Below are 14125 nucleotides of genomic sequence, written 5' to 3'. Positions count from 1 at the left end.
AAAGCCTTGAGAATATAAATGATCGGCTCAAGGTGTGTGTGACGTCGCTTTTATTGTTCGAGATCAGTATACTATGTATCTGTAATACAATAGTTTATTAGATAAGTACATCAATTATAATATTGAGTTAATAGAGAGCTTTATATGGGCAAGTTTCTGCCAAACCTGATTTGCATCATGTGTCTTGTGGGTTTAAATATTCAAAGTCAAATTTTTGCCAAACAAAATGTTAAAGCTGATAAAAGTCAAGAAGCGATAAAAGCGGACTTAAAACAAGATTGGTCAGTCAATAGTATCAATACAGCCAATTGGTCAGAAAATATTGGCAGAGGACAATTCCCCGTTTATGCCCGTGCACAAGTGATGCTCAATAATTTACATGCTTCGCCAGGGCCAATCGACGGTAAAAGTGGCAAGAACTTTTTAAAAGCACTTGCCGCGTATCAACAGATTAAAAGTTTACCGATTAGTGGTGAACTGGATAAACAGACTTGGGACAGTTTGTTAAAAAATCAAAAAACTGCAGCGTTTGGAACTTATCAAATTACGGCAGAGGATATTAAAGGACCTTATGCCAAAGCAATTCCGCGAAATTATGCCCAACAAGCAAAAATGCCGGGTTTGTATTACACCCGTGTGAGTGAAATGTTAGGTGAAAAGTTTCATATTGATGAAGACTTTCTTAAACAACTCAATCCAAAAGCTAACTTTAAAAAAGTAGGCGAAACTATCAATGTACCGATCGTACGTAATGATTTGCCTGAAGGTGTGGCCTTAATTATTGCGCATAAGCCTGCTCGACAACTTTATTTATATAATAGTACAAATCAAATGATTGCATCTTTTCCTGCCACAATTGGGGGTTCTGGTACACCATCCCCGAAAGGGACGCATAAGGTCATTAAAGTTGCACCAAACCCTGTCTATGGTTATAACCCGAAAAACTTTGTTCAAGGGAGCAACCGTCAAAAGCTGGCATTACCGCCTGGCCCAAATGGTCCTGTTGGTAATATGTGGATTGCTTTAAGTAAACCGACATTTGGTATTCATGGTACGCCGAATCCTTCATTAATTTCAAAGACCGCTTCTCATGGTTGTATTCGTTTGACCAATTGGGATGCCAATGATTTAGGTCGCAAGGTTCAACCGGGGACCGTGGTTAAGTTCTTAGATTAATCCCGTTGTATATCCGAAAAGGCTGAGTACTTTAAAAGAGGGCTCAGCTTTTTTTATTGCGTAGATAAAATTTTGCTGCTGTAAATATTAAACTTATACACAACATACTGAATTTATTGGGTATGATCAATTTAACTTAACCATGTCAAAAAAATTGAAATCTTTATGGGTACAGAAAAAAAATTATCTACTCAAGAAGTCATTAAACTTGAACGAGATTTGGCTAAATTTGCCAATATGATGGATTCGGTGGTGCGTATTCCATTTACCAAGCAAGGGGTTGGGGCTGATGCTGCACTCAGTACCATACCGATTGCTGGTGATGTCGCGGGTTTTGTGCTGACTTGCTATGCAGTTTATAAAGCCAAACAGATTGGCGTGCCTCAAGCTAAACTCAATGGAGTATTAAAACTGGCTGTGATGGATGGGGTTGTGGGATGTATACCGATCGCTGGAACCTTATTCGATATTTTTATTCGGCCCAGTCGTAGAGCTTTAGACGTTGTACATGACCATATTCAAGAAGAATATCAGATTTATAGCGATGATCATGTGGTTCACCCATTTTTACATGAGAAGCTAGAACAAAAGCAACAGTATTCCGCATTTTGGCGTAACCCTGTCATTGCTTGGATTTGGATTCATATTCCCGATATTTTAGGCTTGATTGTTTTAATCCTGATTGGACTTGCGATGTGGTTTGGCGTAAATATGTTGTGGGATTGGTATCAAAGCTATCGTGCTTAAATTCCAACATTGAATTGATTTGAAAATGTAGATATTAAAATACAGAGGTGATCATGCAAGATTATATTTCGGCAAACCTTCCTGCTATTGATTTTGATCATACTCGTAAATTTTATGCATTCTTAGGTTTTCAGTGTGATTATCAGTCCACAGAATGGATGATCTTAAGTAAAGACAGTTTGCTGGTTGAGTTTTTCCATCACCCCAATTTAAATCCAAAAGAATCATGGTTTAGTGCTTGCTTAAGAACACATGTCTTGAAAGATCTGTTTCATTTTTGGCAAGGTTTAGATTGGGCACAATTCCCAGAAGCACGAATAACTGAAATTCAGTATCTCGAAGAAATTGATATGTTTTGTGTGATTGATCCGAATGGAAGTTTAATTCGTTGTATTCAGTTAGATTAATCCCCCAAATTGGTATTGGTATTGGTATTGGTATTGGTATTGGTATTGAAAGAAAGTAAGAAAGTAAGAAAGTAAGAAAGATAGAAATTGCGCGGTAAATATTGGATAAAGCAAAAACTAAAATATGATCTACCCATAAACAAAGCCTCCATATTGGAGGCTTTGTTTTTCTATGAGATCACTACGATTGAGCGAGCGTGTATAGATTAAGGTAAATTGAGTTGGCGTAAAGCGGCAACACGTTGCTCGATGCTTGGGTGAGTTTGGAATAAAGCAGCCAAACTAAAACCTTGCTCTTTACCTTCTGCGATCGCAAAAGCTTTCATTTCTTTCGGCATTTGATCTGGCATTTCAGATTCAGCCTGTAGACGCAATAAAGCGGAAATCATGGCTTCTTTACCTGCAAGTTGAGCACCAGCTTCATCTGCACGGTATTCACGATAGCGAGAGAACCACATTACGATTGCCGAAGCTAATATACCGAAGACGATATCAAGCACGATGGTAATCGCAAAATAAGCCAGTCCAGGCGCTTCACCATCTTGACGGCCAAAGACATTACGGTCAATAAAATCACCAACCACACGGGCAAAGAACATTACAAAGGCGTTCACTACACCTTGAATAAGGGATAATGTGACCATGTCACCATTAGCAACGTGACCAATCTCATGCGCAAGCACGGCACGCAATTCATCTTTGTTCATGCGTTCAAGCAAACCTGTTGAAACCGATACAAGTGCATCGTTTTTATTCCAACCTGTGGCAAACGCATTCGACTGATAAGATGGGAAAATACCAACATCTGGCATTTGAATACCAGCACGTTGGGAAAGTTGAGCAACCTCTTGTAATAACCAAACTTCGGCTTGGTTACGAGGAGCATTCGGGTCAATTAATTCAGTACCTGTGGTTTTTAGCGCCATCCATTTGGACATAAATAGGGAGATTAAAGAACCTACCATACCAAACACTAAACAGATGACCATCAGGTTGCCTAATTTAAGACCGCCAGCGCCGTAGTAACTACCAACACCTAATAATGATAGGATAATGCCAGCTACAACCAGTACCGCGAGGTTGGTTAGCAAAAACAAACCAATCCGCATCATGGAGAGAACCCTCTTATAAATAATAAATAATATGATGTATTAAAATAAATCATGAAATTCAATATGAGGTTTACATGATTAAAATTCAAGAATAAGAGGGAAAAATCTAGCTAGCAAAAAATGACAAATTCAATTGAAAGGGATAGTGGATAAAGAATTTATTTAAAAAAATAGGCAAGTTAAAAAAAGATTCTCTGTATTAGAGAAAACATTATTTTTTTCAGCAATTTGTTGAAAATATGTAATTGCACAAATTACGTGCTTTATTTTCTATTTCAATAGGGCTATTAATTGGATTCTAAGTGCAGATAAGCATTAGTTGCCAATGGTGATTTGTGCTGTCGCACTGGCATGTGCTGTTGAATAAGAACCCGCAGGTGCATCTGTGTAAGTCCCATCAGAAGCAATAATAATTGGTCGAGAACTATATTTTACTGGTTGAATATTTGAACTGTTGCTGATTTGTGGTGTCGGCTCGACTTGATTGGAGAAATCATTTTGATTTGATTGGGCAATGATTTGTCCAGTACTGGTTGAAGTGCCAATATTATTTGCAGATAAATTTAAACCACCAGCATAGAGGTTGTTTAAACGACTGGTGACACGTTTGACATAGTCTTGGGTTTCACGGAAGGGAGGAATACCGCCGTATTTGTCCACATTCCCTTCACCCGCATTATAAGCCGCTAAAGCTAAACTGGTATTGCCATTAAAGCGTTTCATTAACCAACTGAGATATTTGGCACCACCAAAAATATTCTGCTGTGGATCATACGAGTTGGACACATTGAAGCGACGAGCCGTTGCAGGCATCAGTTGCATTAAACCTTGCGCACCAACAGGAGAACGGGCATTGGTATTAAAGCCAGACTCGGTATGCATCACTGCTTTGATTAAGCCTTCAGACACACCATGCGTCTGCGCAGCTTGACGGATAATACTATCAAAGGAATTTTTACTTTTACTATAACTTGGCAGTACTGCAGATTCTGAGCTGCCCCAATTGCTATAACTATGAATATTACTGTCTTTATAATAAGTCACTTTGACTTTTTGCAGTGAACGATCCGAATTTTTGCGATTGGTCAGTAAGGTTGTCCCATTTTGGTCTTTGTAGAAATAAATTTGACCTGCAAACGTTTGCGATGTAAATGAGGCAAAGCTCATACACCCTAAAATAGACACTAGCGAACCCGTAATTAATTTTTTCATTTTGTAGTAATTAAAATATTTCCCCAATTTTTGGGAGTTTAACAAAGTTATTGAACAAGAAAAACTATGAATTGAGTTTTAACAATACAATCGCGAAAAAGCAAGTGCTATTTGTTGGCATATTAATCAAAAAAAATTTTATATTTTTTTTAAAATATATTTATTGACTATGCTAAACAATTGAAAAATATATATAAAATATAATGGTTAAAAAATGATCAATCTAAAGAGAATGCCCATCATTGCGTGAGAAAACTTTGTCAAGCCCCAAACAATCCACAATTTTATCCACAGGTTTTGTGGAAAACTGTGGAAAAGTCCAAAAGATAAGCACTTCGGCTAAAAAATGAACTGAGCCGTCTATTTTAAATGTGGAAATACGACAGGAAGATGACCAGATAAAAATTGATGCAAAATAAAAAAATCTTTAGATGCGGTTAACGTTCAAATCAGATAAAATTGCCCAGTATTTTTTTATGGGTTTATCTCGTCTATGTACTCGCCAGTTGAGTCCGAACAAGGATTTAATTTTAAACCAGAGCTTCCAACAAGTTCAGCTTATTATCGTCTTTTGAAAAAACTTCGTCGTCAAGTCGGCCATGCAATTCGTGACTTTAAAATGATTGAGGAAGGCGATAAGGTAATGGTCTGTGTTTCTGGTGGGAAAGACAGTTACACCTTGCTTGATATTTTGTTGCAATTTAAACGTATTGCACCGATCAACTTTGATGTTGTCGCAGTGAACTTGGATCAAAAGCAACCTGGTTTTCCTGAAGATGTGTTACCGAAATATTTGGAAGAAAACAATATTCCTTATTATATTTTGGAAAAAGATACTTATAGCATCACCAAGCGTTTGACACCTGAAGGGAAAACTTACTGTGCAGTGTGTTCACGTTTACGTCGTGGTTCACTCTACGGTTTTGCGCAAGAGATTGGTGCGACCAAAGTGGCATTGGGTCATCATCGCGATGATATCATTGCAACATTCTTCTTGAATCTATTCCATGGTGGTAGCTTAAAAGCGATGCCACCAAAATTATTGTCTTCGGATAAAAAGAACATTTTGATTCGTCCTTTGGCTTATGTTGAAGAAAAAGACATCATCAAATATGCTGAAATTCGTAAATTCCCGATCATTCCATGTAACTTATGTGGTTCGCAGGAAAACTTACAACGTGCCATGTTAAATGACATGCTACGTGGTTGGGATAAACAATATCCAAAACGTTTGCACAGTATTTTTGGTGCATTGCAGAATGTTTCACCATCTCAATTGGCTGACCGTGATTTATTTGATTTTGAAAAATTGGATGAAGAACGCGAATTCGATATGAAATGTGATACGGAAGAAATGAAAAAACGTTTAGATGTTGTAAATCTTAGTTTTGCAGCAGATTGATCTTTTTTGCCAATTAAATGAACAAATCGGGCATTCATATTGAGATGAGTGCCTGATTTAAAAAAATAAAACGATAAAACCGATAAAACATGAACAGTCCGTACAAAAAACTTTAGCCCAAATTGAAATTATCATGCTATAACATTGGGCAAGCAAAACTGCTTCAACCTGATGTTGTCTGGATAGATAACACAATAAATTGAATAAATAATTTGAGGAATGAACATGCCTGCATTTTTAACTGATGATTGGTTTGCAAATGTTGAAAAATTAACTGCTGAAGCAGGTGATTTAAACTTACCACCAGCACTTTCAGGTTTAGCAATTAATTTGGTTGTTGCAGATGCAGATGGCAACACAGAGCTTGCTTTAGACGGCGGAAAAATCGTCAAAGGTAGTTCTGCAAATGCGAAAACAACATTGAACATGGATGCTGAAACACTTCGTAAAGTATTCTTAGAATTTGATATGGCTGCTGCAATGCAAGCATTTATGACAGGCAAAATCAAAGTTCAAGGTGATATGTCTCAATTGATGGCTTTACAAACAGCCAAGCCAAGCCAAGAGCAAAAAGATTTATTTAAGAAAGTATTAGAGCAAACTGCTTAATCTTTTTACAATAAAAAAGCTTACGCGAGAGTAAGCTTTTTTATTGCCTGATTTTTACAAATCCAATCGATTTAAAATACAGATTAAATTTCTAGTAATCGAGGTGTGGTCTTAATGTGTTCTAAATAAGCCCGAATACGTGTGACATACTGTACCGCTTGTTTATAACGACCATTACTTGCTTGATTACGTGTCAAATAATTATAAAGATTCATCCAGTCATTGGGATCTTTACCTTGTGCTTTGATGCGCTTTTGAATACCTTCAACTGCACCAGGCCCCATATTGTATGCAACCAAAGCATACCAATGACGATCTGGATTACGAATATAAGAATAACGACTCAACATCATATCAAAATATTTTGCGCCGCCTTGGATACTCTGAGCGGGGTCACTTCGATTACTGACACCCATTTCTTTGGCTGTGGTATTGGTCAACATCATCAAACCACGGACACCTGTGGGAGAAACAGAGTCTGGTTTTAAATATGATTCTTGATAACCAATTGCAGCAAGTAGGTGCCAATCTAAGCCATATTGCTGTGCAGAGCGCTTAAAGCTGGCTTTATAAATCGGTAGACGAGAACTTAGGTCACGTTGAATCACGTTCCAATCGTCTTTCTTGACGACATTACGATTATAAAATGAGGCAAGTTGCTGAGTTGAACCATTTTGTTTGCTTTGGCAAATGAAACCACTTGCTGTTGCTGTTAATGGATCTTCAGCTTGTTTAAATACCCAATTTAATGCTGGGTTTAAACCATTACTTTTTAAACTGTTGAAATCACCACAGCTTGCTGAAAATGAGGTTAAGCGTTCTGCTTCGATGCTTTGCATATTTGCGGTGGTAATCGCAAAATTCGCCTTACCTTGAGCAACCATTTTCAATGCTGTTGCATTGTCAGAAACAGTTTTAAGCTCAAGTTTAACGTTTAAACTTTCAGCATAGTTATGGGCTAAGTCATAGCCGAAGCCATGCTTGTAGTCTCCATCCTTAAACACGATGCTTGGATTGGAAACCGCAACTACAGTCAATTTACTCGAATTAACTACAGCATTGTATTGATTGTTCTTACTCGCATTAATACTAAAAGGAATTAATGCAGTGGATAAAACTAAAGTTTTGATTGGCAGCGCACGAAAAAATGAGTTAAGGCTAAGCCTCGACCCAGAGGTTGAACTACTGTGCATGTTGTCTCCGCTACAAGTAATTTATTGCCCTAAAAAGTAATAAGCACAAAAACGCTTAAAAACTTCTTATAGTTGGTAAATTCAATAAGGGTGGGCAGTCATGAACGTCATTCAAAAAATGACATGTGGGATAGAAAGATTTTGCAGAAAAACTACAAAATTAAAAAAATAAACTCATAAAACATGTGCGCATAATATAGGCGGTTTTTAGATCTGTCAAACTTTGTATGAAAAATGATCAATTTAAAATATTTAAGATAATGATTTTTAACAGAATATTTTTTTAAAAAATGCAGAAATTTTAAAACTGAAATACGCTGCCAAAAACTGTAAGCAAATGTTCCAAATGTAAGTTAAGAATTACCACTTTTAAAAGGTTTTCTGATTGAATTTTCTGTCTGAATTTAAATAGGAAAAAAACGATTTTATTGCTTTTTAAAACTTAAAATGCGCTATTTTTGAGCTGACATTTTTACGCTATTGGCTGTAGACTGTAGCAACATTTTTTAAAAAATAAGTATCAAGTGCATATGTATTTTAAATGGTTTTAAATCATGAAATCTAATTTAATTACCCGTTCAGGGCATGATCTGTTGGTTGCAGAGTTACAACATCTCTGGCGCGAAGAACGACCTGAAATTACCAAAAAAGTGACATGGGCTGCCAGTCTGGGTGACCGTTCTGAAAATGCTGATTACCAGTATAATAAGCAGCTACTTCGAAAAATCGATCGTCGTGTACGTTATTTAGGGAAGCGTTTAGAAGAATTACGAATTATCGATTTTTCTCCAGAACAAGCAGGTAAAGTGTATTTTGGTGCTTGGGTTGAAATAGAAAATGACGAAGGTGAACAAAAAACCATACGTCTGGTCGGAGTAGATGAAATTTATGATCATCATCCGCAACATGTCTCAATTGATTCACCGATGGCAAGAGCTTTACTGTCTAAACAAGTTGATGATGAGGCAGAAGTGGATACACCATCAGGGAAAAAACGTTGGTATATCAATTCAATTCGTTATGAATAGCTTGAATATTCATCAAATTAGCGAGATTTGACTTTATTTTGTACATTTGATTGAAGAAATACTGAAAAAGATTTGCCAAGTTGCAATTTTATTTATATGATAGCCGCCATTGGAAGCGTGGCAGAGCGGTTTAATGCACCGGTCTTGAAAACCGACGAGGGTGTGAGTCCTCCGTGAGTTCGAATCTCACCGCTTCCGCCAAATATTGAGATAAGCCCTTGTTTTTACAAGGGCTTTTTTCTTATCTGTGTTTTTGACCCACATAAAAACCCACATAAAATTTTGGCTGTAATCGTATTTACTGAGTCTTGATAGAACGTGTTTGGATTATCATTGAAATATTACTAGACAATAATAAACTGATCTTAAACTGTAGATATGATTCTAGTGAGCTAAAATTAGACTCTATTTTGAAAGACCTTTGCTTAAATGAAATCATGAAAATAAAAAAAGCAGCATAGAATAGCTCATGCTGCTTTTTTGGCTGAATTTTTATTTATCTTTCATAATCAGTTCTCCCTCGTTCAATCCTTAAACTTGGGGAGTTATCTCTGAGCCTAAACCAGTGGTCAGGAACAACCAGTTGAGCTTTGAGTACATTTAGGCGATGACCCACGTGAATTTGATTTAAGTCATAGTAGTTGAGTTCCTGCACTTGAAAAAGAGGAGCATTACCAGAATTCATAGAGGGGATCGTACCTAATGCGATATGATCACGATTGAGATTAATAAAATAAGGCGCGAGTGTTTGGTATAGTGGTGTACTGTCAAATGGACATAGGTCTGAAAATTCTTTTTTTACAAAGAATATCAGTCTAATCGTTTGTGTCTGCTGAATGTCGATCTCATCTCTGGCTAGAATACCGAGGACATTATTTTGATGGCGTCTGCGCCAAACATCTCTAATAATTTCATTAGATTTCTCTTGTACGATTTCATAAGCTGACATATCTCTAAAGTCAGGTTCACCAAAATCAGGCTCAAGCCCATTAAACAGTTTACGCTGTACAACCAATGAATGAACTTCAAAACGATTTGTTTCACCATAGATGAATTCTAAGAATCGATCGTATGAGCCAGTAAGGTATCCAAATCTATTGTTCCACGATCGACATTGAGTAGTGATTGCTCTGGTTTGGATTCTGACTTTGAAATCAGCAAAGCATTCTTCACACTTATGTTCTATCAATTGATAGGCTGCAAGATTTATGTTGCTCAGTCCATGTTGAAACATAAGTTGGCTCAATAGTGCTATTTCTGGATGGAGTAAGGCATCCTGAAATTTACCTGTTGTATAGGGGTTCCTAGTATTGTCTGCTACAATCTTTAAAACTAGATTCCCCAAATTCGTTACATATAGATTGGGTATAGTTGGGTGAGGGAATGCTGTTGGATTATTCGTGAAAATCCGAAAACTCTTCTTAGTTTTGGTTTTTTGGATCAGCTCTGAGTAAAAAGCCAAAGAAACAGGGGCAACATGTGTATACGGATGATAAGCATAGGCTCTAGTTACAACATTGAGATAATTAAGGGATTCTGTTTTTTCCATGGCATTGAGAGTCGTCATAATATATTCCTGAATGAGTTATTGAGAATTTGTTGCGATTAAAGTGCGAGAACGGCCTGTATTAGCTTTAGGCTTAGGTAGCTCGCTCCGTTGGAATCGTTTAAAATTCTTAAGTTCAGAAAAGACGAAAAGTTGTTCAGCCTTCACAATGTAATCAAAGGTTTTGATTAAAAACTTTTGTTTTTCAATGTCGGAGTAATGAATCATGCCAATACCACAGTATTTATATTGATCCTTAGCCATATTGCAAATATAGGTACTCCCTTGATTGCCTGTAATTTTTTTCCAGTAATCGGAAATATATTGCGCTATGCTAATGTCCTCTCTGTGTTTGCCACCATCGTAGAAAAAATAGGCGTGAATATGAAATCCAGTCGCATGAGAGTATTCATATTGGAAAATAAAACCTTCAATATCGTTTAGCAGCTTATTATTGCGCCAATTGTTCTTAAACTTTTTCATTGATCGCTTTAGATAAACAAGGTCATGACGTGAATAAGGCACAGTCATAGAAGATGCATGTTTTAAAATCGTATCCATATCACGCTTTAAGGAGAAATCAATTCTGATGACCAGGACTCTGGCAAACTTAGCAATGAGTTGACTGAACAGCTCAATACAAGCATGTTTATTTGCCTTCTTTACTAAGTTTCGATCACGAATTTTCTTTTTATATTCCGAACTCTGGATATGTTTTGCTAGTCGACTAGTAAAAAGATTAAATAAATCGATATAATTTTGCACATTCTCTTTGTTTCGATAATCGATGGAAGAAACATGGGCCAATACCTCAAGCTCAAGTGGTGAGAATTGAGATTGAACCAGCATCCAAGCCTTTACCTCTTCCCCGTAAAAATAGCTTGCAGAGAATTGATGTAGAAAGGCCGAACGCACTTTCTCTTCTAAAGATACCCATGCTGGAGAGCAGTGCACCCGATAGCGCTCAGTAAAGAATGGAGATTTTTCCTTAACTAATTTTACTATAGGGCTTTGAAGCTTCTCGCATTTAGCGATAACTTCGATGATGTTCAAACAAACATCAGCCTCATGATCGATTGCATGCCTAAATTGAGATTGAGTCCCATCTGGTGCAGTAATAGCAGTTAGACTCAGATCAGACCTGAGAAGTGCAATTTGCTCTTCAAGACTGAATGTACCCGCTGTATCGTGTAGCTGTAGTTTAATCATAAAATTTCTCAAATTTAAGTTTTAAGAAATTTGGGCAATAGCTGTCTGTAGACACTGCTTTAATCAGTGTCTAAAATTGTTGAATGATTGAATTAGGTATTTGTCGTACTACACCATCTAAATTTTATTCTTCCATCTGCTGGATAAGCATCTAAACTTAATCTGTGATCTGACTTTGCTAAAGCAGTCAGAATCACACCAGACGATTCTATTTAAGTGAGAGACTTAACCACTGATGATCATGAAGTCATATCTTTCACTTAGTATAGTGGTTGATAATGTAACTATCTAATATATTTATAAATAATAGATTGATATATTTAAATGATTTAATACCGTTATTCAACTTCAAGCTAAACAGACTAGCTTTGCACAAATTCATATTGTGTTTACGTGGATGTGCAGATTCATGCGATATACACAGTTAGGCCGTCATCGATAGAAGATTTCGGGCTTCAATTTTGGATTGAATCCAAGCCTGAACTTCACTCAGCCGCCAACGGGTTAGATGCCCAAACTTCACAGGTTTGGGGAAGTCAGGGTCGTAACGTTTAGACTTTGAATTCATGCGATCGTAGATGGTTGATCGAGATAAACCTGTCAGTTCTTCTAGATCAATCCGACTGATCATTTTGAATGGGTCGGCAGATGAAACCATAAAAGTAATCCTTGTTTTAGACATTTAAGAATATGCTGTACAACATGGGATTACTTTAGATGGGACATAGGACTCGATAAATGTTTCTGCACCGAGAGATTTTTAATTAGAGAAATCCTAGGTCGTGAATATTAAATTAAGTATTTGTTTTTAAATGTGTATTTTTTATTTCTACGGTATAATGTTTTTTAATTTTTTCATAAAGTGAAAGTTTTTCACCATCTTGATCTTTAATTTGATGTTTCCATTGATAAAAATTTTGCAGAATATTTTTATGGATATAAGCAATAGCATGATCAGAATATAATTTTTCTAATGTCTCATTGCAACCAATAAGTCTATCATCTAAACGTTTAATATGGATTGCACCTGGAATTCCAGTTTTTATAAAATGGGGTTTAACTGTGTTCTTTCTAGGCATATAGGTATAAGAAAAACTCCCTAGATTCTGAGCTTTCTTATATCTTTCTCGTCTATTGAGAAGCGTTGCTTTTTTTAGAAGATAAAGTCCTGTCACCGTGGGAATAACACTCTTTTCGTATTCAATGTCAATTTCAGTATCAAAAAGTGCATTTACCTCAATATTTTTTTTATTGGCTACTGTGAGATATTTTTCGACATGATCTTTATATTTAGGCTTTAAGTGAACTCGGATTATTTCTTTGATTTCTAGATCCTTATAAGCCTGAGCCTGTATTTTTTTTATTTTTTTAGCAATTTCTTCAGGAATTTCGACTGATCTACAATCCATATGCTGAGCATAAAATTGAAAAGCTTGCTGGTACGCTGTATATGCTTTTTTAAAGCTAAGTGGCCATTCACTCTTTTTAGTAAAGTCGAATTCTTTATTTTTTAATAAGTCTAGATACTCATTTGAATTAATATAGTTTTTAAAATCACGGATGGCGATCAGTACTTCATCATAATGTCGATAAAGACGATCTTCTATCGGTAATTTAATAAATTTACTTTTGTCAAAATAGTGAGGTTGCAAGCCTTGTTCTAACCATTCTTTTTGTTTATCTGAAATAGAAAACTTACCTTGATTCAGAAGTGTATCAATAACTTGTTGTTCATCAGCTTCATTCTTAACATTCGAAAAGCGCCAATAATGTTCGATAGAGAGCGCTGGATTACGAAGATTATGAATGACAAAGCGTTCTAGGACCCTAATTTCTTCAATTTCTTTTTTGAGATCTATGTAATTTTCCATGTTGAATTGTCTAATATGAATTTGGCTCCATTATAGTAAAACATATACGATTTTTATAAAATTATATCAATAAAAGTGAGAATGAGCTTGTAAAAAGTAAGGTGTGATTTTGATGTACAGAGATAACACTTAAATCGAGTTTTTTTAATCGGTTATAAAGACAACGTCACCTTCAATAGTGATGTAACTTTTTACAATTATTTGGAAGATGATGTCTTGGTTTTTTAAGCCCAATAAAGTAAATCTAGATTGATAAAAATTCAAACTCATTCCATGACGCATATTTTATACAGACGCAGGTACGGAGTAAACCCATTCATTTATATCCGATTGACACATTTCCTTTCAGCACTTATTCTTTATGCGCTGGCCTACATTGCCAGTGGGTTTTAGCAGACCCTATACACAAGAGTACTGAAGAGCTTGCTTTTTAGTACTGGATCCTTACGTCCCCCTTTTTCGCTATGGTAGGACGGAGGGGGACGCGCTTGCGCGTGCTGGATCCTTGTGTACCAGTCTGCTAACCCTCTTCGTTCTGCCACCATTATTTAGCAGTGATTGTGGTAGTTCTTCTTTAATACACAAGGAGTCCGCCATGCGTACTAATTCAATT

At 36.4% G+C, this 14125-nt stretch carries 14 protein-coding genes and 1 tRNA gene; 7 read left to right on the top strand and 8 right to left on the bottom strand.

Annotated elements, in window-relative coordinates; translation table 11 throughout:
* The first annotated feature begins 144 nt into the window (after positions 1–144).
* The 3 genes from ASC84_RS09965 (at position 145) to ASC84_RS09955 (ending at position 2330) form a co-directional block, all read left to right on the top strand.
* A complete protein-coding gene (locus ASC84_RS09965) occupies positions 145–1176 on the top strand; it encodes a L,D-transpeptidase (protein WP_056514252.1) in 1032 nt (343 codons plus the stop codon).
* 165 nt (positions 1177–1341) lie between these two features.
* Complete coding sequence (locus ASC84_RS09960; protein ID WP_056514249.1) at positions 1342–1923, top strand: DUF4112 domain-containing protein; 582 nt, start codon at positions 1342–1344, stop codon at positions 1921–1923.
* A gap of 53 nt (positions 1924–1976) precedes the next feature.
* The gene (locus ASC84_RS09955; protein WP_004722385.1) at positions 1977–2330 is read left to right on the top strand and encodes a hypothetical protein; all 354 of its coding nucleotides are present in this window, start codon (positions 1977–1979) and stop codon (positions 2328–2330) included.
* Here the strand turns inward: ASC84_RS09955 and ASC84_RS22715 are convergent.
* The 3 genes from ASC84_RS22715 to ASC84_RS09945 form a co-directional block, all read right to left on the bottom strand.
* Positions 2327–2467 carry a hypothetical protein gene (locus ASC84_RS22715; RefSeq protein WP_155860339.1) on the bottom strand — a complete coding sequence of 47 codons (141 nt, stop codon included), beginning with the start codon at positions 2465–2467 and terminating at the stop codon, positions 2327–2329. The two genes, ASC84_RS09955 and ASC84_RS22715, sit on opposite strands and share 4 nt — an antisense overlap.
* 69 nt (positions 2468–2536) lie before the next feature.
* A complete protein-coding gene (gene htpX / locus ASC84_RS09950; protein WP_004819720.1) occupies positions 2537–3442 on the bottom strand; it encodes a protease HtpX in 906 nt (301 codons plus the stop codon).
* Between the two features lie 315 nt (positions 3443–3757).
* A complete protein-coding gene (locus tag ASC84_RS09945) occupies positions 3758–4654 on the bottom strand; it encodes a lytic transglycosylase domain-containing protein (protein ID WP_056514242.1) in 897 nt (298 codons plus the stop codon).
* Positions 4655–5147: 493 nt separating this feature from the next.
* Between ASC84_RS09945 and ttcA the strand changes: the two genes are divergently transcribed.
* Complete coding sequence (gene ttcA / locus ASC84_RS09940; RefSeq protein WP_004722379.1) at positions 5148–6056, top strand: tRNA 2-thiocytidine(32) synthetase TtcA; 909 nt, start codon at positions 5148–5150, stop codon at positions 6054–6056.
* Between the two features lie 225 nt (positions 6057–6281).
* Positions 6282–6665, top strand: a complete 384-nt coding sequence (locus ASC84_RS09935; protein ID WP_004722377.1) for an SCP2 sterol-binding domain-containing protein — start codon at positions 6282–6284, stop codon at positions 6663–6665.
* 83 nt (positions 6666–6748) lie between these two features.
* Here the strand turns inward: ASC84_RS09935 and ASC84_RS09930 are convergent, their stop codons facing one another.
* The gene (locus ASC84_RS09930; protein ID WP_056514239.1) at positions 6749–7858 is read right to left on the bottom strand and encodes a transglycosylase SLT domain-containing protein; all 1110 of its coding nucleotides are present in this window, start codon (positions 7856–7858) and stop codon (positions 6749–6751) included.
* Positions 7859–8412: 554 nt separating this feature from the next.
* Here ASC84_RS09930 and greB point away from each other — a divergent pair.
* Together greB and ASC84_RS09920 are read left to right on the top strand one after the other, a co-directional pair.
* Entirely contained in the window at positions 8413–8886 is a 474-nt protein-coding gene (gene greB, locus ASC84_RS09925; RefSeq protein ID WP_004722375.1) for a transcription elongation factor GreB, read from the top strand.
* 111 nt (positions 8887–8997) lie between these two features.
* A tRNA-Ser gene (locus ASC84_RS09920) sits at positions 8998–9087 on the top strand.
* A 295-nt stretch (positions 9088–9382) separates the two neighbouring features.
* On the opposite strand, the gene ASC84_RS09915 is transcribed toward ASC84_RS09920, so the two are convergent.
* From ASC84_RS09915 to ASC84_RS09900, 4 genes are all read right to left on the bottom strand, one after another.
* The gene (locus ASC84_RS09915) at positions 9383–10453 is read right to left on the bottom strand and encodes a hypothetical protein (RefSeq protein WP_056514236.1); all 1071 of its coding nucleotides are present in this window, start codon (positions 10451–10453) and stop codon (positions 9383–9385) included.
* A gap of 18 nt (positions 10454–10471) precedes the next feature.
* A complete protein-coding gene (locus ASC84_RS09910) occupies positions 10472–11641 on the bottom strand; it encodes an inovirus-type Gp2 protein (RefSeq protein ID WP_056514233.1) in 1170 nt (389 codons plus the stop codon).
* Positions 11642–12065: 424 nt separating this feature from the next.
* The gene (locus ASC84_RS09905; protein WP_056514231.1) at positions 12066–12299 is read right to left on the bottom strand and encodes an AlpA family transcriptional regulator; all 234 of its coding nucleotides are present in this window, start codon (positions 12297–12299) and stop codon (positions 12066–12068) included.
* Positions 12300–12435: 136 nt separating this feature from the next.
* Complete coding sequence (locus tag ASC84_RS09900) at positions 12436–13512, bottom strand: hypothetical protein (RefSeq protein ID WP_056514228.1); 1077 nt, start codon at positions 13510–13512, stop codon at positions 12436–12438.
* Positions 13513–14125 lie beyond the last annotated feature (613 nt).

This window comes from Acinetobacter sp. Root1280 (assembly GCF_001425285.1).
GTDB lineage: Bacteria > Pseudomonadota > Gammaproteobacteria > Pseudomonadales > Moraxellaceae > Acinetobacter > Acinetobacter guillouiae.
This window is presented reverse-complemented; position numbering and strand designations above follow the sequence as displayed.

Excerpts from the sequence above, each read along its gene's own strand:
- ASC84_RS09965 (WP_056514252.1), top strand. The coding sequence starts at position 145 with ATGGGCAAGTTTCTGCCAAACCTGATTTGCATCATGTGTCTTGTGGGT.
- ASC84_RS09960 (WP_056514249.1), top strand. The coding sequence starts at position 1,342 with ATGGGTACAGAAAAAAAATTATCTACTCAAGAAGTCATTAAACTTGAA.
- ASC84_RS09955 (WP_004722385.1), top strand. The coding sequence starts at position 1,977 with ATGCAAGATTATATTTCGGCAAACCTTCCTGCTATTGATTTTGATCAT.
- ASC84_RS22715 (WP_155860339.1), bottom strand. The coding sequence starts at position 2,467 with ATGGGTAGATCATATTTTAGTTTTTGCTTTATCCAATATTTACCGCGC.
- htpX (WP_004819720.1), bottom strand. The coding sequence starts at position 3,442 with ATGATGCGGATTGGTTTGTTTTTGCTAACCAACCTCGCGGTACTGGTT.
- ASC84_RS09945 (WP_056514242.1), bottom strand. The coding sequence starts at position 4,654 with ATGAAAAAATTAATTACGGGTTCGCTAGTGTCTATTTTAGGGTGTATG.
- ttcA (WP_004722379.1), top strand. The coding sequence starts at position 5,148 with ATGTACTCGCCAGTTGAGTCCGAACAAGGATTTAATTTTAAACCAGAG.
- ASC84_RS09935 (WP_004722377.1), top strand. The coding sequence starts at position 6,282 with ATGCCTGCATTTTTAACTGATGATTGGTTTGCAAATGTTGAAAAATTA.
- ASC84_RS09930 (WP_056514239.1), bottom strand. The coding sequence starts at position 7,858 with ATGCACAGTAGTTCAACCTCTGGGTCGAGGCTTAGCCTTAACTCATTT.
- greB (WP_004722375.1), top strand. The coding sequence starts at position 8,413 with ATGAAATCTAATTTAATTACCCGTTCAGGGCATGATCTGTTGGTTGCA.
- ASC84_RS09915 (WP_056514236.1), bottom strand. The coding sequence starts at position 10,453 with ATGACGACTCTCAATGCCATGGAAAAAACAGAATCCCTTAATTATCTC.
- ASC84_RS09910 (WP_056514233.1), bottom strand. The coding sequence starts at position 11,641 with ATGATTAAACTACAGCTACACGATACAGCGGGTACATTCAGTCTTGAA.
- ASC84_RS09905 (WP_056514231.1), bottom strand. The coding sequence starts at position 12,299 with ATGGTTTCATCTGCCGACCCATTCAAAATGATCAGTCGGATTGATCTA.
- ASC84_RS09900 (WP_056514228.1), bottom strand. The coding sequence starts at position 13,512 with ATGGAAAATTACATAGATCTCAAAAAAGAAATTGAAGAAATTAGGGTC.